The organism is Demequina sp. NBRC 110053 (assembly GCF_002090095.1).
In the GTDB taxonomy this organism is placed as follows: Bacteria; Actinomycetota; Actinomycetes; order Actinomycetales; family Demequinaceae; genus Demequina.
In genome coordinates this window covers 564283-585474 of sequence record NZ_BBRJ01000002.1, presented here as the reverse complement: position 1 = coordinate 585474, position 21192 = coordinate 564283, and the positions used below count along the sequence as shown (strand labels likewise).

Genomic DNA, 21192 nt, shown 5'->3' with positions numbered 1-21192 from the left:
TCGATGGCAAACAGATGGTCTTTGGAGGCTCGTGTGAGCACGGCTGCTGACGCGCACGCGCAGGCACATGCGCACGGTTCGCGCAAGCACCGTCGTCAGCTGCAGACCCAGGAGATCCAGGTCCGCACCACGCATCGTCGTCGCAAGGTCCTCACCCGCTCCGGAGTCCTCGCAGGCTTCGCTCTCGCGATGGTCGTCTACCCCGTGATGGGGACGCTCGCTCCCTACGCGGGTGCCGTCGAGGACCTGCCCGGCGTCGCCGAGGCCGAGGCGCCCTCGACCGCCCGTGCGCTGCTGGGCGATGGCCCTCAGCTCCTGGAGTCGGACCTGCCGCTGCCTGACCCGGACTCGGCCTCTGCGGCGCTCGCGGCCTCACAGACGTTCACGGTGAGCTCCAACCTGCCGGACTGCGACCCGTCGCTCGGCTGGGAGGGGAGGAACGGTCGTCTCACCGAGGACTCGCTGTGCTCCATCGGCGGCGGCGAGCAGCTGCGCAATGACGCTGCAGTCGCGTTCGCCGAGCTCAACGCCCGCTTCAAGGAGGAGTTCGGACGCGACATCTGCCTGTCCGACTCGTACCGCACCCTGTCGGGCCAGTACGCGACCAAGGCGAGCCGCGGCTGGCTCGCGGCGACTCCAGGCAAGTCGGTGCACGGGTGGGGACTGGCCATCGACCTGTGCCGAGGGGACTCGCGCGGCGCGACCAAGGCGTGGCTCGAGGAGAACGGGCGCACCTGGGGCTGGGTGAACCCCGGCTGGGCGAAGTCCTCCAAGTGGGAGCCGTGGCACTGGGAGTACCTCCCCGGCACCGACCGCATGGGCGTCTACGAGTCCGGCTACTGGAGCGCGGGCGACGTCTACCGCAGCAGCGACTGACGCCCCGCGATCCGGGGAGTCCGGCCGCACGCCGGGCCGTCACGACTCGTCGCGGTCTGCCGCGCGGACGACTCCTGACCCGCTCGTGTCCGCGGACACCTGAGGCGAGCCGAGGTACGTGACGTCGCCAGCCCCGGAGATCTCGACATCGAGAGTCGTGTCCGCATTGACGGTGACGTCCCCTGACCCCGACAGGTCGACGGTCGCGTGTCGAGCCCTGAGCATGGCGGCATCGGTGAGTCCCGCTCCATCGAGCGCGATGTGCAGTTCGTCGGTGACGCCGTCGACCTTTACGCTGCCGGAGCCCGTGAGCTCGATCCCGAACGCGCTCGAGTTCAGCCCGTCGACCATGACGTCGCCGGAGCCAGAGAGCTCCAGGCCGGCGAGGTCCGGCACCGTGATCGCGTAGTGCACTGCACCGTCTGTCCAGCCCCACGCTCCGTCGGGACCATCGAGCGCCAGCACGCCGTCCGAGACGCTCGCACGGACGCCCTCCAGCAGGGCGGTGTCGCCGGTCACGGTCACCGAGCGCCCGCCGCCGACCGTGATGTCGACGTCGCCTGACCCATTGACCTCGATGCGATTGAACGCGTCGACCGTGCGTTCCTCGACAGCCGTGACGCCGTCAAGGTCGGGCGCCGAGAACGAGCAGCCGGCGAGTGCCGCCACGGCGATGACGGCGACGAGGGCTCGACTGTGGGCGCGTGTGGGGAAGGCGGGCATGGTTGCTCCTCGGTCGGATCCTGGTCGCGTGGGCGACGGCGCCTGCGCGATCGTTGCGTGGCCGAGGCTAGCCGCCGCCCCTCCACCCCCGCATCGGCCATGCGAGGGCCGTCGCGCAGTCAGCGGAGGGGGAGAGCCATCACCCGTGCGGGGGAGCGGATCCGGAGTTCCCCTGAGCCCGGACGGCGTCGGGCGTGGGGTGGGTGACGTCGCACCGCTCCATTGCGCGGCGTGTCGGCCATCTCGCCGTGGCATGAGCAGTCGCGATGCGTCAGGCTGGAGGCACGCGGCGCGTCGAGACCCGGCCGCCGTGCCACCGGACGCCCCGAGGCCACCCGCCGCACGGGCCAGAGGAGCTGACATGCGCATCGGCGTGCCCCAGGAGATCAAGAACCGCGAGACGCGCGTGGCGCTCACGCCGGACGGGGCGAGGGCCCTCACCGCTCAGGGCCACGACGTGCTGATCGAGTCGGGCGCGGGCGCGGGCGCATTCCTGGCGGACGAGGCATACCGCGACGCCGGGGCTCGCGTCGGCACCGCGGAGGACGCCTGGGCCGCGGACCTGGTCCTCAAGGTCAAGGAACCTCTCGAGAGCGAGTACGGCTTCCTGCGGGACAACACCCTCTTCACCTTCCTCCACCTCGCCGCCAACGAGCCGCTCGCGCGTGCACTCGTCGATGCCCGCACCACGGCAATCTCCTACGACACCGTGCAGCTCGACGACGGCTCGCTGCCACTGCTGACCCCCATGAGCGTCATCGCGGGCAGGCTCGCCGCGTCCGAGGGCGCGCACCATCTGCTCAGCCCGCAGGGCGGGCGAGGAGCCCTGCTGTCAGGGGCGCCGGGAGCGGCGGGCGCGCGTGTGGTCGTCATCGGCGGAGGAGTGGCGGGATCAGCGGCTCTCGCGCAGGTGGTGGCGATGGGGGCCGATGCGGTGGTCGTCGACGTCGACGAGGCGCGACTGGAGGCGCTCGCGAGGGAGCACGGCGAGCGCCTGCGGACCGTCGTCTCGACGCCTGCGAACGTCGAGCGAGAGGTGCTCGACGCGGACCTCGTGATCGGCGCCGTGCTGGTCCCCGGTCGCCCGGCGCCCACAGTGGTGACCCATGCGACCGTCCAGCGGATGAGACCCGGCTCGGTGCTGGTCGACATCGCGATCGATCAGGGCGGCTGCTTCGAGGACTCGCGCCCCACCACCCATGACGATCCCACCTACCGGGTCGCGGGCTCCCTGCTGTACTGCGTCGCGAACATGCCCGGTGCGGCCGGCGCGACGTCGACGGCGGCGCTCAGCCACGTCACGTTCCCGTACGTCGAGGCGCTGGCCGCCGGCGTGCGCGCGGCGATCGCGGCGGATCCCGCGCTCGAGCGGGGCGTCAATGTCGATGGAGGAACCGTGCGATACCCCGCGGTTGCTCAGGCATTTCCTCATCTTCCGGCGGCATGACCGGCTCCGCGCGCTCGGGTCGTTCGGAGACCACGGGATAGTCCGCGAGCGCGCGCTCGGCGGCCTGGCGTCCGAGCTCGATCATCCCCGGCAGGTCGCGCGGCCGCCACTGCGAGCGCCGTTCGAGGATGGGCCGGATCAGCGTGACGTCGGGCCGGATCACCCATTCATGCACGTGCAGCGCCGTGGGCTCGACGCCCATCCCATCCCACTCGGGTGCGAGGCGGACGGCGATCACGCGGTCCGCGCCCAGGCCGAACGCCGTCTCGATGGGAAGGTTCTGCACCACCCCTCCGTCGATCAGGGTCCGTCCGCCCACCCGGACGGGGCGAAAGATGCCAGGGACGGCAATGGACGCCGCGATGGCATCCGCGAGTGGGCCTCGGTCCAGCACGACGGCCTGCCGGGTCTCGATGTCGGTGGCGACCGCGGCGAATCGGACGGGCAGGTCCTCGATCGCCGCGTCCCCGGCGACACGGTGCACCGTCTCGCGCAGCGCATCGGCCGTCAGCAGACCGAGTCCCGGCCTCGCGGAGAACGAGCCGAAGGTTCCCCACCCCGCGCGGACGGTCCGCTCCTCGAGGTCGTACGGATCGATGCCGATGGCGTAGGCCGCTCCCATGATCGATCCCGCCGAGGTTCCGGCGATGACGGTGGGCACCAATGCGCGCTCGTGAAGCACCTGCAGGACGCCCACATGGGCCGCGCCCAGCGCTCCGCCGCCCCCGAGCGCCAGTCCCAGCGCGTCGCTGCCGCGCAGGTCGTCCCAGGCGTCCATGCCGCCATCGTAGGCTGAAGGCATGGCCGATGACGGGGAGCCCAAGCCGCGCACGTGGCTTCCGCTGGCGGGGGCAGGTGCAGCGGCGGTCGTCGTCGTGGGAGGGTCCCTCGTGTGGAGCGCCCTTGGCGGTGGCGCGAGCCCGGTCGAGGAGGCAGCCATCGCCGCCTGCGAGGCCGCTCTCGACGGCACCGGCTCGCCCGCGGTCCAGGGAGGCAATGTCTACGAGCCGCCTGAGTGGCGGGACCACTACGGCGTGGTCGAGACTCACGGCGAGGTCGACACGCCCCTCGCGGATCTGGACGCGCAGCGGGTGGGGCGGTACGAGGCCGCTGCGGCCACGTATGAAGAGGACGGAGACGGCGTCCTCGCCGTGGTCTGGCGGCTCGAGGGCGACACCTACCGCCAGTGCGTGGTGCCGGTCGCCGGCGGCGAGGTCGACGGCTCAGCGGCGACCGTGGGCGAGCTCACGGTGGCCGGGGACGAGCAGGCCGCTGGCTGAGGTCGGCTGGCGTGTCGGCCATCGTCGACGCGCCTCGCGGAGGGCCGATGCGCCGACTGGCACAAGGGCGCGACTTGCGTTCACGCGTGCAGCCGCTAGCGTCGAGGCCAGGAGACCGTCACAGCCTTGGGAGAGTCATGCTGCAGCGCACGCTGGGAGAGCGAACCGTCAGCGCCATCGGACTGGGCGGCATGCCCATGTCGATCGAGGGCCGGCCGGACGAGGCGCGGTCGGTCGCGACCATCCACGCGGCGCTCGATGCGGGCGTCACCCTGATCGACACCGCCGACGCGTATCACCTGAACCCTGGCGAGGTCGGGCACAACGAGTCGCTCATCGGCCGCGCCGTGGCGGCGTATCCCGATGCCGCGGTGCGTGATACCGTCCTGATCGCGACCAAGGCGGGCTCCCTCCGTCCAGGGGACGGCACGTGGTACCAGAACGGCGACCCCGCCTACCTCAAGGAGGCGGCCAAGGCGTCGGCGCTGCGGCTGGGCGTCGACGCGATCGGCCTCCATCAGCACCACCGGCCGGATCCGCACGTCCCGTACGCGGACTCGATCGGCGCGCTGGCCGAGCTGCTGGACGAGGGCGTGATCCGCATGGCGGGCATCTCGAACGCGAACCCCGACCAGATCCGCGAGGCGAACGAGGTCCTCGGCGGCCGGCTCGCGAGCGTGCAGAACCAGTTCTCACCCCGGTTCACGTCGTCGTACCCCGAACTCGAGCTGTGCGCGCAGCTGGGTGTCGCCTTCCTGCCGTGGAGCCCGCTGGGCGGCATCAGGTCAGCCGGCGACGTGGGCACCCTCCACGCGCCGTTCCAGGCGGTCGCCGATGCGCGCGGCATCTCCGCGCAGCAGGTCGTGCTCGCGTGGGAGCTCGCGCTCGCGCCGGTCGTCATCCCGATCCCTGGAGCCTCGCGCCCCAGCTCGATCCTCGATTCCGCAGGCGCGGGGGAGATCGAGCTGACGGACGAGGAGATGTCCGCGCTCGCCGTGACGCTCGACGGCTAGCCCTTCGTGTCGGCGGCGTCCGGACCGGTGCGTGCGGGCGGGGCGAGGCGGTCGAGTGCGCGCAGCGCCTCGCGCGCGTTGGCGAGGCGCGCATCCTCGGGCTCGTCCCACCAGCGCGGGCCGCGCTCGCCCAGGCCGCGCTTGGCGAGGCCCACGCGTTCGCGCGCGGCGGCGAGCGCCTTGTCGTCCCCGGAACGCTTGGCCGGCCGTACCGCGGCGCGTGCTCGGCCCAGGTGGGACTTCAGGGCATCGACGAGGTCGGGGGGCAGGGACGGATCGGTTCGTCGCCAGCGACGCCCGTCGATCACCAGCCACCGCTCGTCGTCGTCCACGACACCTCCTGGCATCAGCCGACCACGGCGCCGCCCGCATCGTCAACGTCTGGTCGGACCACGGCGGTGCCACCGGCGGTCGCTTGGCGACGCCGCCCGGGGGGAGCGCAGCCGATGCGCCCGGCGGGACTCGCGGTGCGCCGGGGGAGGTCCGTAGCATGCCGGCATGAGCACAGACGTCGCCGCCATCGTCGCCCGCACCCCTGACGGACCGCTCGAGTCCGGCACTGTGACCCGTCGCGACGTCGGGCCAAGGGACGTGCGCATCGACATCGCATGGGCGGGCATCTGCCACTCCGACATCCATACCGTGCGCGGAGACTGGGGGCAGCAGTCGTATCCGCTCACGGTCGGCCACGAGATCGCCGGCGTGGTGGCCGAGGTCGGTTCCGACGTGGCCGGCCTCGCCGTGGGTGATCGCGTGGGAGTCGGGTGCATGGTGGGCTCGTGCCGCGCATGCGACAACTGCCTCGCAGGGCGCGAGAACTACTGCGACGAGGGTTTCGTCGACACCTATGGCGCCGTCGACCGAGACGGCACCATCACGCAGGGTGGCTACTCGTCCTCGGTCGTCGTGGACGAGCACTTCGTGCTCGCGCTGCCGGAGGCGATCGCGTTCGACACCGCGGCCCCGCTCCTCTGCGCCGGCATCACGACCTACTCGCCACTCAAGCGCTGGGGCGCCGGACCGGGCACGCGCGTCGCGGTGGTGGGGATGGGCGGTCTGGGCCACATGGCCGTCAAGCTCGCGGTGGCGATGGGCGCGGAGGTCACGGTGCTGTCCCGCACCTCAGCGAAGCGTGCGGACGCGCTCGAGCTGGGTGCGGCCGCCCACCATGCGACGAGCGACCCGGCGGTGCTGGGCGGGCTGTCGCGCTCGTTCGACCTCATCATCAACACGGTCAGCGCGCCGCTGGACGTCGACGCCTACCTCGAGACGCTCGCCTTCGGTGGCGTGATGGCGAACGTGGGGGCCCCGCCCGAGCCCGCGAAGGTCAGCCTGTTCCGGCTGTTCACCAACCAGCGATCGTTCACGGGCTCGACCATCGGCGGGATCCCCGAGACTCAGGAGATGCTCGAGTTCTGCGCCGAGCACGGCATCGCGCCCGGAGTCGAGGTCATCGACGCGTCTCAGGTGAACGATGCGTGGGAGCGGGTGCTCAAGGGCGACGTGCGGTATCGGTTCGTGATCGACGCGGCGACGATCGGCCAGGGAGTCGAGAGCTGACGCGCAGTGGGACGACAGAGCCGCAGGGAGCCACGCCTCTCAGCGTGCCCTGCGGCTCGTGTGTCGCGAGCATACGACGTGCCCCCGACAGGAATCGAACCTGCGACCTTCGGTACCGGAAACCGGCGCTCTATCCGCTGAGCTACGGGGGCCTGCGGGAGTCCTCCCGCGACGGTCAAGGCTACCAGCACGGAGGCCGACGGCCGCGCGTGTCGGTCCTACGCACCGGCCCGTCAGGCACGAGTGGGCCGTAGCCTTGCCGGGCGGCACGGCGTGGAAGGAGCGGCATGGGCGCGACAGCTGACGTCGCGGTCCTCACCACCGGTGGGACCATCGACAAGGAGTACCTGCTGAACGGCGAGCTCGGCGTGGGCGAGCCCGCCGTCGCTCGCATCCTCGCGACCGTGGTGCCATCGGTGTCGATTCGCGTGGCACGCGTGCTCGCGAAGGACAGCCGCGACCTCACGGACGGCGACCGCGCCCGGCTCGCGCGGGCGATCGCCGACAGCGTCGAACGCGCGATCGTGGTCACGCACGGCACGGACACGATGACGGAGACCGCTTCCTACCTCCAGTCGCGCGTACGTGACGGCGTGACGGTGGTGCTCACCGGGGCCTTGCGGCCCGAGTCGGTCCACGGCTCCGATGCGCACATGAACCTCGGGTTCGCTCTCGCTGCGGCGCAGCTCGCTCCAGCCGGCGTCCACGTGGCGATGGGAGCGCGCCTGTTCGCCGCCGGGTCCGTGCGCAAGGATGCCGCGACCGGTGCCTTCAGAAGCTGGAAGGCATGAGGCAGGCATGATGGAGCCATGCGACTGACGGCCTTCGCACTCGCGGCCCTCGTGCTGGCGGGGTGCGGCGCGCCCGGGATCCCCGATCGGGAGCCGGATGCCGTCGGCACCGTCGCCGGCGTCCTGCCCGGCGATGAGGCGACGGGACTAATCTTCCTGCCTGACACCGGATACGAGTACTTCGATCAGACAGCGTTCACGCTGATCGACTCGACGCCTCTCGAAGGCGCCGAGACCAGGCATGACGTGGCTGAGGGGGCGCACATCCAGGTGTGGACCGATGCGTGTGCGGAGTCGTTCCCCGTGCAGTGCGACGTGGTCGCGGTGCAGGTGCTTGACTAGCACCATGCCGCGCGTTCCCGTCGCCCTGGTGGGCGGTCCGACCGTCCTGATCGAGTATGCGGGACTGCGCCTGCTCACCGACCCGACCTTCGATCCGCCCGGGCCGGTGGGCAATCTCACCAAGCTGGCGGGACCGGCGCTGTCGCGAGACGAGGTGGGCGCGGTGGACGTGGTGCTCCTGAGCCACGACGAGCACGAGGACAACCTCGACGTGACGGGGCGCGCGATGCTCGATGACGTCCTTCACGTACTGACGACTCCCGAAGGAGGCGAGCGCCTGGAGCGCGCCCAGGGCTTGAGCCGATGGGACCAGGCGATCATCCCCGGAGACCTGCCGGTCACCATCACGGCGGTGCCAGCGCGACACGGCCCGTCGATCGTCAAGCATGTCACCGGCCAGGTCACGGGCTTCGTGCTCGAGGCGGAGGGCTGGCCGACGATCTACGTCTCGGGGGACAACTCCTCGGTGAAGAAGGCTGCCAAGGTCGCGGAGCGCTTCCCGGCCGTCGGCATCGCCATCGTGTTCGCCGGCGCGGCCAAGGTCAAGCCACTGGGCGACATGCTGCTCACCGCCGACGCTGAACGCGCCTCGCGCATCGGCGACCTGTGGCCCACCGCGACGCTGGTGCCTGTTCACATCGACGACTGGGCGCACTTCTCCCAGCCGCGCGGGGACCTGCTCGCGTGGTTCGAGGCTGCCGGCAAGGCCGACCGCCTCACGGTGCTGGAGCGTGGCGAGCGCCGGACGCTGGCCTGATCGGCGGCCCCCGTCCGGCGAGCCCGTGTCAGGGGCGGTGACTACGGTGGTGGCATGCCTCACCACGTGCCCGACCTGCCCGCCTGGCTGGCGGCCCCGATCGCGGGGCTGCCCGGCGCGACCGTGGTTCCGTACCCTGACTGGGGGGCTCAGACGTTCCAGGTGGGCGGGAAGCACTTCGGGCGCTTCGGACTGCTGCCTGACGGCGCTGCCGGACTCACCATCAAAGGCGATCCCGAGGAGAACGCCGCTCTGCGATCGCAGTACGCATCGGTGACGCCGGGGCACTACGCGAACAAGCGCCTGTGGATCTCGATCTCCGTGGACGGCGACTGCCCGCGTGACGTCCAGCTCGAGAGTCTCGAGTCTGCCTACGAGATCGTCCGCGCCTCCCTGCCCAAGCGAGTGCAGGCCGAGCTGCGCTGAGCAGCCGGCCCGCGCATCGGCGCCGCCGCCGCCGATAGACTTCCCCGGTGACCCCAGAAGAGCTCTCCGCCCAGATTCGCGCCGCCCTCCTGCAGGGCATCGACGACAGCGACTTCCAGCTGTCGCCCTTCGACGTTCCCGACGAGGTGCGAGTGGAGCGGCCGCGTCAGCGCGAGCACGGCGACTGGGCGACCAACATCGCGATGCAGCTGGCCAAGAAGGCCGGCACCAACCCACGCGAGTTCGCGGACACGCTCGTCGAGCGGCTGGTCGCCGTCGACGGTGTCGAGTCGGCCGAGGTCGCCGGACCGGGGTTCATCAACATCCGGGTGAGCGCGTCCGCCGCGGGTGAGCTCGCGCGCGGGATCGTCGAGCTCGGCGCGGACTACGGCCGCGGCGAGTCCCTCTCCGGGACCACCGTCAACGTGGAGTTCGTCTCGGCCAACCCGACCGGACCCATTCACCTGGGTGGCACGCGGTGGGCCGCCGTGGGCGACTCCCTGGCGCGCCTGCTCGAGTTCCACGGCGCGCGCGTGATCCGCGAGTACTACTTCAATGACCACGGCAGCCAGATCGACAACTTCGCCGCGTCGCTCTACGCGGTGGTGGCGGGCGAGGACGCCCCCGAGAACGGCTACGGCGGCCAGTACATCCAGGACGTCGCCGACGAGGTGATGGTCGAGGCCATGGCGGCAGGGGACACGAACCCCATGGAGCGTCCGCGCGCGGAGGGCCTCGAGTTCTTCCGCGAGCGGGGCGTCAAGCTGATGTTCGCGGAGATCAAGCAGTCGCTCCACGACTTCGGCGTCGACTTCGACGTCTACTTCCACGAGGACTCGCTGCACCACTCGGGCAAGGTCGAGCGCGCCCTCGAGGAGCTCAAGTCCTCCGGAGCGCTGTACGAGGCGGACGGCGCCTGGTGGCTGCGCAGCAGCGACTACGGCGACGAGAAGGACCGCGTGGTCATCAAGTCCGACGGCAAGGCGGCCTACATCGCGGGCGACATCGCCTACATCCGCGACAAGCACGAGCGCGGTGCTGACCTGTGCATCTACCTGCTGGGAGCCGACCACCACGGGTACATCGCGCGCCTCAAGGCCGCTGCCGCGGCGCTGGGCCATGCCCCCGAGATCGTCGAGGTCATCATCGGCCAGATGGTGAACCTCGTAAAGGACGGCCAGCCGGTGCGCATGTCCAAGCGCGCCGGCACCGTCGTCACGATGGAGGACCTGGTCGGGGCGGTGGGCGTCGATGCCGCGCGCTACTCGCTCGCGCGCTCGAGCGCGGACCAGTCGATCGACATCGACCTCGACCTGCTCGCCTCGAAGACCAACGCGAACCCCGTTTTCTACGTGCAGTACGCGCACGCACGCGCCACCTCCGTCGCCCGCAACGCCGCCGAGTACGGCATCAGCCGCGAGGACGGCTTCGACGCCGGTGCGCTCGACCACGAGTGGGAGTCCAAGCTGCTGGGCGTGCTGGGGGAATTCCCGCGCGTGGTGACCCAGGCGGTCGAGTTTCGCGAGCAGCACCGCGTGGCGCGCTACCTCGAGGAGGTCGCATCCGTGTACCACGGCTGGTACGACCGCACGCGCGTGACTCCGCTCGGTGATGAGGAGATCACCGACCTTCACCGCAGCCGGCTGTGGCTCAACGACGCGGCGCGGCAGGTGCTCGCCAACGGGCTGGGTCTGCTGGGCGTGAGCGCCCCGGAGCGGATGTAGCCGTGGCGGGAGTCGAGCCGCGCTCGGTGTGGCCTGCGACGCACGCGCGCGGAGACGACGGCGCGATGAGCGTGGGCGGGATCGACGTCCGCGACCTCGCGCGCGAGCACGGCACGCCACTGTTCGTGGTTGACGAGAACGACCTGCGCTCGCGGGCGCGCGCGTTCGCCACGCACTTCGCGGATGCCTTCGCCGCGCACGGCGCGACGTGCGACGTCTACTACGCGTCCAAGGCGCTGCTCGCCTCGCGCATCGCGGCGTGGATGCACGAGGACGGCCTGGGCATCGACGTCGCGAGCGGGGGAGAGCTCGAGCTGGCGCTGCGCGGAGGCATGCCAGCCGACCGCATCACGCTGCACGGCAACAACAAGTCCGATGCCGAGCTCACGCGTGCGCTCGAGGCGGGCGTCGGGCACATCGTCGTCGACTCGATGACGGAGATCGAGGTGCTGTCAGGGCTCGCACAGGCGCTGGGCCGCACAGCGCCGGTGCTGGTGCGCGTGACGACGGGCGTCCACGCGGGCGGGCACGAGTACATCGCCACCAGCCACGAGGACCAGAAGTTCGGTCTCTCGCTCGCGAGCGGCGCCGCGCTCGAGGCGCTCGGCGCGGCCCACGCCGCGCCGGGGCTCGAACTCCGCGGGATCCACACTCACATCGGCAGCCAGATCCTGTCGGTGGAGGCCTTCCGCGAGTCGGCGGAGCGCATGCTCGGTCTGCGCGCCGCCTTCGCGGCCCAGTCCGGCGTCGAGCTGCCCGAGGTCGACCTGGGTGGCGGCTACGCGATCGCCTACACCGACGGCGCCGAGGCCCTCGACCCGGCGGTGGCCGCCCGTGAGATCGCCGATGCGGTCGCGGCGGCCCTCGCAACGGCAGGGGGGTCGTGGCCAGCCATGTCGATCGAGCCCGGGCGCGCGATCGCCGGCCCTGCCGGCATCACCGTGTACGAGGTTGGCGTGGTCAAGCGCGTCGCGCTCGACGACGGCGGCGAGCGCCAGTACGTCGCAGTCGACGGCGGCATGAGCGACAACCCCCGCACCATCATGTACGGCGCGGAGTACTCGGCGGAGCTCGCCGGACGCGTCTCCCACTCTCCTGCGGTGCTGTCGCGGGTCGTCGGCAAGCACTGCGAGTCCGGCGACATCGTTGTCCGCGACGTCGAGCTGCCGGCGGACACGGCGCGTGGTGACCTGCTCGCCGTGGCGGCCACCGGTGCCTACGGTCGCTCGATGGCGTCCAACTACAACGCCATCCTGCGCCCGCCCGTTGTCGCGGTCGGCGACGGCGCCGCGCAGGTGCTCATCCGCCGCGAGACGCTCGACGACCTCCTCAGCTGGGACGTCGCGCCCGGCTGAGGGCTCGCGAGCGCTCAGGGCTGGGCTGCGGGGAGCTCGAGGTCGGGAAGGAGCTGGCGGAGCAGCGCCCTCACGCGCTGGTCGATGTCGTCGACGATGGCCGCGATGCCGGCCGGAGAGGCGACCGCGGGGTCTCCTACCTGCCAGTCCTCGTATCGCGTGCCGGGGTAGATGGGGCACACGTCGCCGCAGCCCATGGTGATGACGACGTCGGAGGCCCGCACGGCATCGTCCGTGAGGGGCTTGGGGAAGGCCGCGTGGGCCGCGCCGATGGCGTCGAGACGCTCGCGCACGGCGGCGTGGATCGACGCCGCAGGCATCGATCCGGCCGAGCGCACCGTCACTCGCTCGCCCGCGTAGCGATGGACGAGCGCCGCGGCGAGCTGAGAACGGCCCGCGTTCTGGACGCATACGAACAGGACCTGGGGTGCATGCGGCACGTCGGGCGACGCAATTTTGCGCAGGTCTGCCAACCGCTGGCGAGCGAAGTGCCGAGTGAGCGGCACGAGGTGCTGCTTGATCGCGGCGCGGCGCGAGAGAGCCGTGTGCGACTCGCGCACCACGCGCACCACGGTGCTGGCGTCGAGGTCGGGGAAGCGCGCGACGAGGTCCTTCTCGACCTTGGCGAGCGCGCGGTCGACGTTGTCGAGCTCGGGAATGCCGCGGCCTTCGTCCTTGGCTCCGGCGCGGTCGGACGGGGCGGTGGCCACGGCAGGGACGAGGGTCTCCATCAGCGCCCTGACCGTCGGGACGAGGTCCTCGGCCACGCGGTAGTACACCCACGTTCCGCGGCGTGCCGACGTCACGACGCCGGCATCCTTGAGCGTCTTGAGGTGGTGCGAGACGGTGGGACCTGAGACCTCGGCGAGCTCGCTGAGATCGCAGACGCAGGCCTCGCCGTCGGGCGCGGATGCGATGAGCGCGAGCATCCGCAGGCGCAGCGGATCCGCCACGGCCTTGAGAACGCCCGCTGCGGCGACTGCGAGCTCGGGGTCGATGGTGTGCGCCTCGACGGCGGAGAGGCACGTGTCGCGATCGGGATGGGTGGTGGTCATCGGTCGCTCCTCGGAGTGCTATTTCGATGTTTGTCTACTTTGACAGATATCGAAGCACCGTGCAAACCGCGAGCGAGAAGGCCGAACGGCGTGACCTTGGAACAACCCGGCGGTGGTCCTGGTTTGCCCGAGCGTCGGCAAAGAGCCGTCGCAAGAGACGAAGGGAGAGGAAGATGCCCACCCCCGACGACCAGAACGAGCAGGAGATCCGCGAGGGCACCGAGGCCCTGCAGGCGATCGCCGACGACGTGGAGGCTGAGCGCGAGCAGGCCGGACGCAAGACCAGCCTGCCGGACGACGACACGCCAGAGGACGACGGTGAGACCCGCGAGGACCACGACAACGACACCGTGCTGGGCGAGGTCCCGCCCGGATCGTTCATCCAGGGTCAGCAGAGCGGACGTCCCTGACGGGTGATCGATCGCCGTCACCTGTGAACTTTCTGAGACGCATGTGCGCGTTGACGTAGGCAAGCGGGCGACGACCGTGTCGACCGCTCCGGGTGCCGACGCGCTCCCGGAGGACGGAAGGAGACCGTCATGGCGTTCGATCACGAAGGCACCCAGTCCCTGCAGCACCTCGCTGACGAGGTCGAGCAGGAGCGCAAGACCAAGGGTCACACGCCCTTCGACGACATCCCCGAGCCCGAGCAGAATGGCACCGACGAGGGCGCACAGGAGGCGGTCTCGTCGGACGACGACGTGGCTCCTGCCGAGTCCGTCGGCGGCACCCGCCAGCCTCGTTCCACAGACCTGTAGGCGAGACGGCAGCGGCCCGGATCGCCCCCTCAGCGCCCGGGCCGCCGTTGTCACGTCCGCAGCGAAGTTGTCCCTGCGGACGACCACCGGCGGATTCGCCGTCGGTAGCGGCGGGGCCCTGCGTCAGCGCGATTCAGCGGCCGAGCGGTGCCGCGAGCGAGTGACGCAGCGACTGAGCGGTCCGCTGGGACCGCTATGCGGTGCGAAGCTCCGCCCAATCCGTCAGCGCCTCGAGATCCTCGACGATCTCGCCCATGACGCGGTCGTACGTGGCCTCGTCGAGCGACCATGGGTCGTCGAGGCTGCGCACCGGTGCCGGATGCGCAACTCTGGCCGCGTGCAACGAGGCCGCCGCGTTCGTCAGCCGTTCGCGGGGGCTGTCCCCAGCTGGCGCATCGGCCCTCTGCGTCAGCTCCGCAGCCTCCTTGATGCCGAACACGTGAGGGGCGAGCGAGCCCCACTCGCGCTCGATCCACGTCAGGTGCTGCTGCGTCGCGACCAGGACCAGATCGGCCTGGCTGAGGATGGCACGATCGAGCTGGGTGGGCCGGTGGCGCGGGATCGTCAGCCCGTGGCGCCTGGCTGAACGGCGCATCTCCTGCGTCGCATCCATCCCGATCTCCGCGTAGATCCCGGCGCTCGTCACCTCCGCCGCGTCGCCCCAGTCGCGCTGCGCGAGGTAGTGCATCGCGGGGGAGCGGCAGATGTTGCCGGTGCAGACCATCGTGACTCGGGCGGGACGGACCGTGGAGGGGTGCTCGCTCATGGCACGCGAGCCTACGTCAGCGTGCTTCGTCGCCCCAACCGTCGGTGCGCTCGACGGACGGTCGGTCGCCGGGATGCCCGTAGAAGGTTCCCTCATACTGCTTGAGCGTCGCGATGATGACGAAGCTCAGCGTCACGAGCAGCGCCCATGACCCGAGCTTGCCCACATGCACCGCGCGCCACAGATCGGCCTGGTCCGGGTACTGCCACGCCCCGAGGAAGGTGCCCATGTTCTCCGCGGCCCAGAGGAAGAAGCCGATGAGCACGAATGCAACGGCGAGCGGCATCCGTAGCCGCCGATCGCCCACGGTGTAGTGCACGAACGTCGCCCACATCGCCGCGATGAACCCGAGCGCGATGCCCCAGCGCAGATCCCAGATCCAGTGGTGCGTGAAGAAGTTGAGGTACGCGGCCACAGCGAGGACCGCCATCGGGATGCTCCGATAGCGGGTGATGCGCAGGTCGAAGCGGCGCCACGCCTGGCACAGGTACGAGCCGACGGCGGCATACATGAAGCCTGAGTACAGCGGAACACCTGCGACCATCGTCAGCCCATCGTCGGGGTAGCTCCATGAGCCCTGCGCGACCTTGAAGATCTCGAGCAGCAGCCCCAGGAGGTGGAACGCCGCGATCACGCCGACCTCGCGCGTGGTCTCGTAACCGGTCCACCACAGCACGGCCGTGATCGCGAGGCCGGCGACGAGGAGCGCGTCGTAGCGGGCGATCGGGAGCGAGACCACGTCCGTGACGGCCATCGCCACGAAGATCGCGATGGCAAAGGCAAGGCACTGAATCTGGGTGAAGGCGAAGCGCCACAGGAGGCGGACGCCAGCGCCCATGCGGCGGCCGAGGGTCGTGGTCGCGACAGGTCTCATGGGGCCATCCTCGCCCACCTCAGCGCGCTGCCGCGGGACGTCTGCGCGCTTGGTGCGCTCCGATAGAGTTGTGGCCGTGTCTGCCCCCACCGACTCCGTGACCATCGCCGTCCTGGGCTGCGGGACCGTCGGCACCCAGGTGGTGCGGCTCCTGCTCGAGCAGTCCGACGACCTCGCCGCCCGCGTGGGCGCCCCGGTCTCCCTTGCGGGCGTCTACGTGCGCGACACCTCCGTGCCGCGCGACCCTGCGGTTCCCGTCGAGGCGTTGACGTCGGACGCTGAGTCGCTCGTCGACCGCGCGGACGTCGTGGTCGAGCTCATGGGCGGCGACGAGCCCGCGAAGTCGCTGATCCTGCGCGCGCTCGCCCGTGGAGCGGCCGTGGTGACGGCCAACAAGGCTCTGCTCGCGACGCATGGCGCCGAGCTCTACGAGGCCGCCGATGCGGCGGGCGCAGACCTCTACTACGAGGCCGCGGTCGCCGGTGCCATCCCCCTGGTGCGGCCCGTCCGCGAGTCCCTCACGGGGGACCGGGTCACCCGGATCCTGGGCATCGTCAACGGCACCACCAACTACGTGCTCGACGAGATGACCACCAAGTGCCTGTCGTACGAGGATGTCGTGGCCGAGGCGCAGCGCCTGGGCTACGCAGAGGCGGACCCGACCGCGGACGTGGGCGGCCACGACGCCGCCGCGAAGGCGGCGATCCTCGCGTCGCTCGCCTTTCATCAGCGCGTGTCGCTCGACGACGTCTACTGCGAGGGCATCACCGAGATCACACCCGACGACATCGCGGCCGCGACCGAGACGGGTCGAGTCATCAAGCTGCTCGCCGTCGCGGAGCAGGCCAACGGTGGGGTCTCCGTTCGCGTCCACCCCACCCTGCTGCCCACCGACCACCCGCTCGCGAGCGTCCGCGGGGCGTTCAACGCCGTCTTCGTCGAGGCCGAGGCCGCTGGCGAGCTCATGTTCTACGGACAGGGAGCCGGGGGAGCACCCACCGCCTCGGCCGTCCTGGGCGACGTGGTGTCGGTGGCTCGGCACAAGGCCAACGGCGGCAAGGGTCCGCTCGAGTCGAACTACGCGCGCCACGAGGTCCTGCCCATGGACGCGGCCATGACGCGCTATGCGGTGCGCATGTCGGTGCCTGATCGGCCCGGCGTGCTCGCTGCCGTCGCGTCGATCTTCGCGACGCACGAGGTGGGAATCGAGTCCGTTCGCCAGATGGCTGGGCGCGGTCACGCAGGGCTGATCCTGTCGACGCACCGCGCGCCCGAGGCGGCTCTGCGAGCGACCGTCGCGGACCTGCGCGCGACGGACGCCGTCAACGACGTGTGGTCCGTGCTGCGGATCGAGGGAGAGGCCTGATGGCGCACGTGTGGCGCGGAATCATCCGCGAGTATCTGGACCGACTGCCGTTCACCGAGGAGGACCGCATCATCTCGCTGGGCGAGGGTGGCACGCCGCTCGTCCACGCGCCGTCGATCTCGCAGGAGGTGGGTGCTGACGTCTATGTGAAGGTCGAAGGCATGAACCCCACCGGTTCCTTCAAGGACCGCGGCATGACCTCCGCGATCACGCAGGTGGTCAAGGACGGTGACCACACCGTGGTGTGCGCGTCCACGGGCAACACCTCCGCCTCGGCAGCCGCCTACGCCGCGCACGCAGGGCTGCAGTGCGTGGTGATGATCCCGCAGGGCAAGATCGCGGCGGGCAAGATGGCGCAGGCGATCGTGCACGGCGCCCGCCTCGTGCAGGTGGACGGCAACTTCGATGAGTGCCTCGACATCGTGCGATCTCTGTCGGAGGACTACCCCGTCGCGCTTGTGAACTCGGTCAACCCGTACCGCCTCCAGGGCCAGAAGACGGCGGCGTTCGAGATCGTCGACCAGCTGGGGGACGCGCCGGACATCCACATGCTGCCCGTGGGCAACGCCGGCAACATCTCCGCGTATTGGATGGGCTTCGCAGAGGCGCGCGACGCGGGAGGCGCGACCCGCACCCCGCGCATCTGGGGCGTTCAGGCGGCAGGTGCCGCGCCCTTCGTCGCTGGACACCCGATCAAGGACCCCGAGACCGTGGCGACGGCGATCCGCATCGGCAAGCCAGCGTCGTGGGACCTCGCCATCGCCGCGCGCGATGAGTCGGGCGGCTGGATTCGCGCCGTCGAGGACGCCGCGATCCTGGCGGCCCAGGCCAGGCTCGCCGCCGACGTGGGAGTCTTCGTCGAGCCCGCATCGGCCGCGCCCATCGCGGGCCTGCTGGCAGCCGCTGCTCAGGGAGAGGTCCCGCAGGGTGCGACCATCACGTGCACGGTCACGGGCAACGGGCTCAAGGACACCGCGACCGCACTTGCGGGCCACGAGGTCGAGCCCACCGTGATCCCCGTCGACGTCGCCGCCGCGGCCAAGGTGCTGGGGCTGTAACGATGAGGCTTGCGGCCGATGCCGTCAGGGTGTCCGTTCCCGCGACGGCGGGCAACCTGGGGCCCGGCTTCGACGCGCTGGGCATGGCGCTGGGTGTCTCGGACGAGATCGAGGTGCGTGCGGTCGCCACGTCGTCGGTCGCGATCCAGATCGAGGGCGAGGGCGCGGACAGCCTGCCGCGCGACGAGACGCACCTGGTGGTGCGCGCGCTGCGCGAGGCGCTCGATCAGGTGGGAGCGTCGCAGGTGGGCCTCGCGATCCGCGCCATCAACCGCATCCCCCACGGCCGGGGGCTGGGGTCGTCCGCGGCAGCCGTCGTCGCAGGGATCTCCGCCGCCCGCGGCCTCATCGCCGAGCCCGAGGCGCTGTCCGCCGAGATCGCACTGGACATCGCGACCCGATTCGAAGGCCATCCCGACAATGCCGCCCCCGCCATCTACGGGGGCGCGACCGTGGCGTGGTCCGACGAGTCCGGCGCCCACGCCGTGCCCCTCCAGGTGGCAGAGGAGATCGAGACCGCGGTGCTGATCCCTGGCTCGGTGCTGCCCACCAAGCAGGCGCGGTCGGTCCTCCCGTCACGGGTGCCGCACGAGGATGCGGCCTTCAATGCCGGCCGAGCCGCGCTCCTCGTGAACGCGTTGGCCGGCCGGCCCGAGGATCTCTTCGCAGCCACCGAGGACCGGCTTCACCAGCAGTACCGCGCGGACGTCATGGCGGCGGCGCCCGCCATGATCGAGCGCCTGCGCGGCCAGGGTCTCGCGGCGGTGGTGTCGGGCGCCGGACCATCGGTGCTGGTGCTGGGCGTTGATCTCGCTGCGCATGGCCTGGACTCCGGGACGCTGGACTGGGCCGAGGGGGTCGGCGGGGAATCGTGGCGCTGCGTCCTGACGGCGGAGCGAGTCCCTGGGGCGACGTCGGCCCTGCTGTGAGCCGGGCGCGCCGTCGTGCTCTGACCGCGACGGTCACAGGTCGATCACGTCTGCGCGCAGGTGGTCTGACGACGCCCGCGCGCCCGTATCATGGCCGTACCACCGCACCGCACCGCACCGAACCGAAGGGGATTCCGTGTCTCGACAGTGCCTGATCGTGCGTGGTGGTTGGCCGGGCCACGACCCGGTGGCCGCCACGGACCTCTTCATTCCCGTCCTGCGGCGGCACGGGTTCGTCGTGGACGTCGAGGAGACGCCTGAGGTGTACTCGGACGATGCCACGATGGCTCGCTACGACCTCATCGTCCAGTGCATCACCATGGGTTCTGCCACCGTGGACGAGATCGACGGGCTGCGGCGCACGGTGGCGCGCGGCGCCGGCTTCGCAGGGTGGCACGGCGGCATCATCGACTCGTTCCGCAACTCGACCGACTACCTGCAGTTCGTCGGCGCGCAGTTCGCCGCGCATCCGCACGCGCCCGAGGACCGCGGGCACCTCGACGTCGAGCCCTACCGTGACTACACCGTTCGCGTGCAGGCGCCCGAGCATCCCATCATGGATGGGGTGTCCGACTTCGACATCCGCACGGAGCAGTACTGGGTGCTCACCGACAACCTCATCGAGGTGATCGCCGACTGCGAGCTCCAGCCGGGCGACGGCGACGAGTGGCACGCCCCGGTCAGGATGCCAGTCGCGTGGACCAGGGAGTGGGGCGAAGGACGAATCTTCGTCACGTCGCTCGGGCACACCGTGGACGTCCTCAAGCGCCCGGAGGTCGCGCGGCTCATCAAACGCGGCATGGAGTGGGCGTCGCGGTGACGACCCAGCTCGCGTGATGGCGGTGCGTCCGGCCGCGGCAGCTGACGCGAGCGTCATCGCGAGCATCTGCCTCCTGACGGGGGACAGCGGGACGGATGCGACGGGGATGTTCTGCGACGACGCGGCGCTCGCGGACGTCTATGCGCTGCCCTATCTCGAAGGGCCGGGAGGCTTCACGCTCGTGTGGGACGAGGGCGAAGGTGTCGCTGGCTACGTCCTTGGCACGGACGACACCCGTGCCTTCCAGCGCTGGTTCGTGGGCGAGTGGTGGCCCGCGCGTCCGGCGCGAGATCAGCGCACGGAAGGCGACCGGTGGCTTCTGCCCGCGGCCGCCGATCCGGTGCGCATGGTCGTCGACGCGGTGGATGACTACCCGGCGCACCTTCACATCGACCTGCTGCCTGCCGCGCAGGGGAGGGGAGCGGGCCGGGCGTTGATCGAGGCGGCGTGCGCACTGCTGAGCGAGCGCGGAGCGCGGGGCGTCCACCTCGTGACCTCCCGCGACAATCGGGGCGCACAGGCCTTCTATCCCCGGGTCGGCTTCACCGAGATCGGCGGGGACGGCGGCTCCGTCACCTTCGCTCGCGCGCTCGGCTAGGTCGAGAGCCAGGGCTCCCTCGGCTTGCGAGTGAGTGCTCACTCACTTACAGTGTCGCGGTGACACCCACGACAGCCGAGCGCACCGCACGCGCGCGTCCCATGGCACCCGACGAGCGTCGGGCGTCGATCGTCGACGCGGTCATCCCCCTGCTTCTCGAGCGCGGCACCGAGGTCACGACCCGACAGATCGCCGACGCGGCCGGCATCGCAGAGGGCACGGTGTATCGGGCGTTCGCCGACAAGGACGAGCTGATCGACGCGGCGATCGCCCAGGTGATGGATCCGGCTGCCACCCTGCTGCTGCTCGAGCAGGTCGACGCGACGCTGCCGCTCGAGGCCAAGATCGAGCAGGTGGTCGCCGTCCTCCACGCGCGGGTCTCGGGAGTCGTGCAGTTCATGAGCGCACTCGGCCCACGGGAGCATGCCCGGCACAGTCCCCTGCACGATCATGGCGTTCCCGGCCGCGGACCATTCGCCGAGGCATCCGGCGTGGTCGAACGCCTGCTGGAGCCCGACCGCGCCAGGCTTCGCGTACCTGTCGCCGACGCCGTCGACTACCTCCGCATCCTCGTGTTCGGCACGTCGATGCCCTTCCTGCGGGCGTCCACCCCGACGGACCCGCGCCACCTCTCGGACTTCATCCTGCGCGGCATCGCCGCAGAAGGGGAGTGA

General features: G+C 70.9%; 25 protein-coding genes and 1 tRNA gene. 19 read left to right on the top strand and 7 right to left on the bottom strand.

What is annotated here, in order from left to right:
- Positions 1–33 precede the first annotated feature (33 nt).
- Entirely contained in the window at positions 34–876 is an 843-nt protein-coding gene (locus B7K22_RS02800; protein ID WP_159448730.1) for a D-alanyl-D-alanine carboxypeptidase family protein, read from the top strand.
- Between the two features lie 39 nt (positions 877–915).
- Here the strand turns inward: B7K22_RS02800 and B7K22_RS12005 are convergent, their stop codons facing one another.
- Positions 916–1599 (bottom strand): head GIN domain-containing protein, encoded by a 684-nt coding sequence (locus B7K22_RS12005; RefSeq protein ID WP_159448729.1) that lies wholly within the window; start codon positions 1597–1599, stop codon positions 916–918.
- A gap of 361 nt (positions 1600–1960) precedes the next feature.
- Here B7K22_RS12005 and ald point away from each other — a divergent pair, with 361 nt between their 5' ends.
- Entirely contained in the window at positions 1961–3046 is a 1086-nt protein-coding gene (gene ald / locus B7K22_RS02790; protein WP_084038247.1) for an alanine dehydrogenase, read from the top strand.
- Here ald and B7K22_RS02785 read toward each other — a convergent pair.
- On the bottom strand, positions 2976–3824 hold the full coding sequence (locus B7K22_RS02785; protein WP_159448728.1) for a patatin-like phospholipase family protein: 849 nt from the start codon (positions 3822–3824) through the stop codon (positions 2976–2978). The genes ald and B7K22_RS02785 overlap by 71 nt on opposite strands.
- Positions 3825–3846: 22 nt before the next feature.
- Here B7K22_RS02785 and B7K22_RS11805 point away from each other — a divergent pair, with 22 nt between their 5' ends.
- Complete coding sequence (locus B7K22_RS11805) at positions 3847–4326, top strand: hypothetical protein (protein ID WP_159448727.1); 480 nt, start codon at positions 3847–3849, stop codon at positions 4324–4326.
- Between the two features lie 137 nt (positions 4327–4463).
- Positions 4464–5339 (top strand): aldo/keto reductase, encoded by an 876-nt coding sequence (locus tag B7K22_RS02775; RefSeq protein ID WP_084038244.1) that lies wholly within the window; start codon positions 4464–4466, stop codon positions 5337–5339.
- On the opposite strand, the gene B7K22_RS02770 is transcribed toward B7K22_RS02775, so the two are convergent.
- Positions 5336–5671 carry a biopolymer transporter Tol gene (locus B7K22_RS02770; RefSeq protein WP_371327645.1) on the bottom strand — a complete coding sequence of 112 codons (336 nt, stop codon included), beginning with the start codon at positions 5669–5671 and terminating at the stop codon, positions 5336–5338. The two genes, B7K22_RS02775 and B7K22_RS02770, sit on opposite strands and share 4 nt — an antisense overlap.
- Before the next feature lie 166 nt (positions 5672–5837).
- On the opposite strand from B7K22_RS02770, the gene B7K22_RS02765 reads away from it, so the two are divergent.
- A complete protein-coding gene (locus tag B7K22_RS02765; RefSeq protein WP_084038242.1) occupies positions 5838–6899 on the top strand; it encodes an NAD(P)-dependent alcohol dehydrogenase in 1062 nt (353 codons plus the stop codon).
- 79 nt (positions 6900–6978) lie between these two features.
- Here B7K22_RS02765 and B7K22_RS02760 read toward each other — a convergent pair.
- Positions 6979–7051 (bottom strand) — tRNA-Arg (locus B7K22_RS02760).
- Positions 7052–7186: 135 nt separating this feature from the next.
- Here B7K22_RS02760 and B7K22_RS02755 point away from each other — a divergent pair.
- The 6 genes from B7K22_RS02755 to lysA are packed head-to-tail and all read left to right on the top strand — an operon-like array spanning position 7187 to position 12294.
- Entirely contained in the window at positions 7187–7690 is a 504-nt protein-coding gene (locus tag B7K22_RS02755) for an asparaginase domain-containing protein (protein WP_084038241.1), read from the top strand.
- Between the two features lie 18 nt (positions 7691–7708).
- Complete coding sequence (locus B7K22_RS02750; protein ID WP_084038240.1) at positions 7709–8032, top strand: hypothetical protein; 324 nt, start codon at positions 7709–7711, stop codon at positions 8030–8032.
- 4 nt (positions 8033–8036) lie between these two features.
- Positions 8037–8789, top strand: coding sequence for an MBL fold metallo-hydrolase (locus B7K22_RS02745; RefSeq protein WP_084038239.1), 753 nt, complete (start codon positions 8037–8039; stop codon positions 8787–8789).
- 54 nt (positions 8790–8843) lie between these two features.
- Positions 8844–9215, top strand: coding sequence for an MmcQ/YjbR family DNA-binding protein (locus B7K22_RS02740; protein WP_084038238.1), 372 nt, complete (start codon positions 8844–8846; stop codon positions 9213–9215).
- Between the two features lie 47 nt (positions 9216–9262).
- A complete protein-coding gene (gene argS, locus B7K22_RS02735) occupies positions 9263–10939 on the top strand; it encodes an arginine--tRNA ligase (RefSeq protein ID WP_084038237.1) in 1677 nt (558 codons plus the stop codon).
- A 2-nt stretch (positions 10940–10941) separates the two neighbouring features.
- Positions 10942–12294 (top strand): diaminopimelate decarboxylase, encoded by a 1353-nt coding sequence (lysA, locus tag B7K22_RS02730; RefSeq protein WP_371327644.1) that lies wholly within the window; start codon positions 10942–10944, stop codon positions 12292–12294.
- Between the two features lie 14 nt (positions 12295–12308).
- Here the strand turns inward: lysA and B7K22_RS02725 are convergent, their stop codons facing one another.
- On the bottom strand, positions 12309–13349 hold the full coding sequence (locus B7K22_RS02725; RefSeq protein ID WP_084038235.1) for a metalloregulator ArsR/SmtB family transcription factor: 1041 nt from the start codon (positions 13347–13349) through the stop codon (positions 12309–12311).
- A 173-nt stretch (positions 13350–13522) separates the two neighbouring features.
- Here B7K22_RS02725 and B7K22_RS02720 point away from each other — a divergent pair, with 173 nt between their 5' ends.
- Together B7K22_RS02720 and B7K22_RS02715 are read left to right on the top strand one after the other, a co-directional pair.
- Complete coding sequence (locus B7K22_RS02720; RefSeq protein ID WP_084038234.1) at positions 13523–13759, top strand: hypothetical protein; 237 nt, start codon at positions 13523–13525, stop codon at positions 13757–13759.
- 129 nt (positions 13760–13888) lie between these two features.
- On the top strand, positions 13889–14107 hold the full coding sequence (locus B7K22_RS02715) for a hypothetical protein (RefSeq protein ID WP_084038233.1): 219 nt from the start codon (positions 13889–13891) through the stop codon (positions 14105–14107).
- A gap of 193 nt (positions 14108–14300) precedes the next feature.
- On the opposite strand, the gene B7K22_RS02710 is transcribed toward B7K22_RS02715, so the two are convergent.
- Together B7K22_RS02710 and B7K22_RS02705 are read right to left on the bottom strand one after the other, a co-directional pair.
- A complete protein-coding gene (locus B7K22_RS02710) occupies positions 14301–14873 on the bottom strand; it encodes a hypothetical protein (protein ID WP_159448726.1) in 573 nt (190 codons plus the stop codon).
- A gap of 16 nt (positions 14874–14889) precedes the next feature.
- Positions 14890–15747: a DUF817 domain-containing protein gene (locus B7K22_RS02705; RefSeq protein WP_234983282.1), complete on the bottom strand. Its 858-nt coding sequence runs from the start codon at positions 15745–15747 to the stop codon at positions 14890–14892.
- A gap of 76 nt (positions 15748–15823) precedes the next feature.
- Between B7K22_RS02705 and B7K22_RS02700 the strand changes: the two genes are divergently transcribed.
- From B7K22_RS02700 to B7K22_RS02675, 6 genes are all read left to right on the top strand, one after another.
- Entirely contained in the window at positions 15824–17113 is a 1290-nt protein-coding gene (locus tag B7K22_RS02700; protein WP_371327643.1) for a homoserine dehydrogenase, read from the top strand.
- The gene (gene thrC / locus B7K22_RS02695; RefSeq protein ID WP_084038230.1) at positions 17113–18171 is read left to right on the top strand and encodes a threonine synthase; all 1059 of its coding nucleotides are present in this window, start codon (positions 17113–17115) and stop codon (positions 18169–18171) included. Before B7K22_RS02700 ends, thrC begins: the two co-directional genes overlap by 1 nt.
- Positions 18172–18173: 2 nt before the next feature.
- Complete coding sequence (gene thrB, locus B7K22_RS02690; protein WP_084038229.1) at positions 18174–19100, top strand: homoserine kinase; 927 nt, start codon at positions 18174–18176, stop codon at positions 19098–19100.
- Between the two features lie 136 nt (positions 19101–19236).
- Positions 19237–19920, top strand: a complete 684-nt coding sequence (locus tag B7K22_RS02685) for a ThuA domain-containing protein (RefSeq protein WP_084038228.1) — start codon at positions 19237–19239, stop codon at positions 19918–19920.
- Between the two features lie 16 nt (positions 19921–19936).
- Positions 19937–20518, top strand: coding sequence for an N-acetyltransferase (locus tag B7K22_RS02680; RefSeq protein ID WP_084038227.1), 582 nt, complete (start codon positions 19937–19939; stop codon positions 20516–20518).
- Positions 20519–20577: 59 nt separating this feature from the next.
- Positions 20578–21192, top strand: coding sequence for a TetR/AcrR family transcriptional regulator (locus B7K22_RS02675; RefSeq protein ID WP_144276203.1), 615 nt, complete (start codon positions 20578–20580; stop codon positions 21190–21192).

Excerpts from the sequence above, each read along its gene's own strand:
- ald (WP_084038247.1), top strand. The coding sequence starts at position 1,961 with ATGCGCATCGGCGTGCCCCAGGAGATCAAGAACCGCGAGACGCGCGTG.
- B7K22_RS02785 (WP_159448728.1), bottom strand. The coding sequence starts at position 3,824 with ATGGACGCCTGGGACGACCTGCGCGGCAGCGACGCGCTGGGACTGGCG.
- B7K22_RS02755 (WP_084038241.1), top strand. The coding sequence starts at position 7,187 with ATGGGCGCGACAGCTGACGTCGCGGTCCTCACCACCGGTGGGACCATC.
- B7K22_RS02740 (WP_084038238.1), top strand. The coding sequence starts at position 8,844 with ATGCCTCACCACGTGCCCGACCTGCCCGCCTGGCTGGCGGCCCCGATC.
- B7K22_RS02765 (WP_084038242.1), top strand. The coding sequence starts at position 5,838 with ATGAGCACAGACGTCGCCGCCATCGTCGCCCGCACCCCTGACGGACCG.
- B7K22_RS11805 (WP_159448727.1), top strand. The coding sequence starts at position 3,847 with ATGGCCGATGACGGGGAGCCCAAGCCGCGCACGTGGCTTCCGCTGGCG.
- B7K22_RS02705 (WP_234983282.1), bottom strand. The coding sequence starts at position 15,747 with ATGAGACCTGTCGCGACCACGACCCTCGGCCGCCGCATGGGCGCTGGC.
- B7K22_RS02745 (WP_084038239.1), top strand. The coding sequence starts at position 8,037 with ATGCCGCGCGTTCCCGTCGCCCTGGTGGGCGGTCCGACCGTCCTGATC.
- B7K22_RS02720 (WP_084038234.1), top strand. The coding sequence starts at position 13,523 with ATGCCCACCCCCGACGACCAGAACGAGCAGGAGATCCGCGAGGGCACC.
- B7K22_RS02715 (WP_084038233.1), top strand. The coding sequence starts at position 13,889 with ATGGCGTTCGATCACGAAGGCACCCAGTCCCTGCAGCACCTCGCTGAC.
- B7K22_RS12005 (WP_159448729.1), bottom strand. The coding sequence starts at position 1,599 with ATGCCCGCCTTCCCCACACGCGCCCACAGTCGAGCCCTCGTCGCCGTC.
- B7K22_RS02680 (WP_084038227.1), top strand. The coding sequence starts at position 19,937 with ATGGCGGTGCGTCCGGCCGCGGCAGCTGACGCGAGCGTCATCGCGAGC.
- thrB (WP_084038229.1), top strand. The coding sequence starts at position 18,174 with ATGAGGCTTGCGGCCGATGCCGTCAGGGTGTCCGTTCCCGCGACGGCG.
- B7K22_RS02710 (WP_159448726.1), bottom strand. The coding sequence starts at position 14,873 with ATGAGCGAGCACCCCTCCACGGTCCGTCCCGCCCGAGTCACGATGGTC.
- B7K22_RS02775 (WP_084038244.1), top strand. The coding sequence starts at position 4,464 with ATGCTGCAGCGCACGCTGGGAGAGCGAACCGTCAGCGCCATCGGACTG.
- thrC (WP_084038230.1), top strand. The coding sequence starts at position 17,113 with ATGGCGCACGTGTGGCGCGGAATCATCCGCGAGTATCTGGACCGACTG.
- B7K22_RS02725 (WP_084038235.1), bottom strand. The coding sequence starts at position 13,349 with ATGACCACCACCCATCCCGATCGCGACACGTGCCTCTCCGCCGTCGAG.
- B7K22_RS02750 (WP_084038240.1), top strand. The coding sequence starts at position 7,709 with ATGCGACTGACGGCCTTCGCACTCGCGGCCCTCGTGCTGGCGGGGTGC.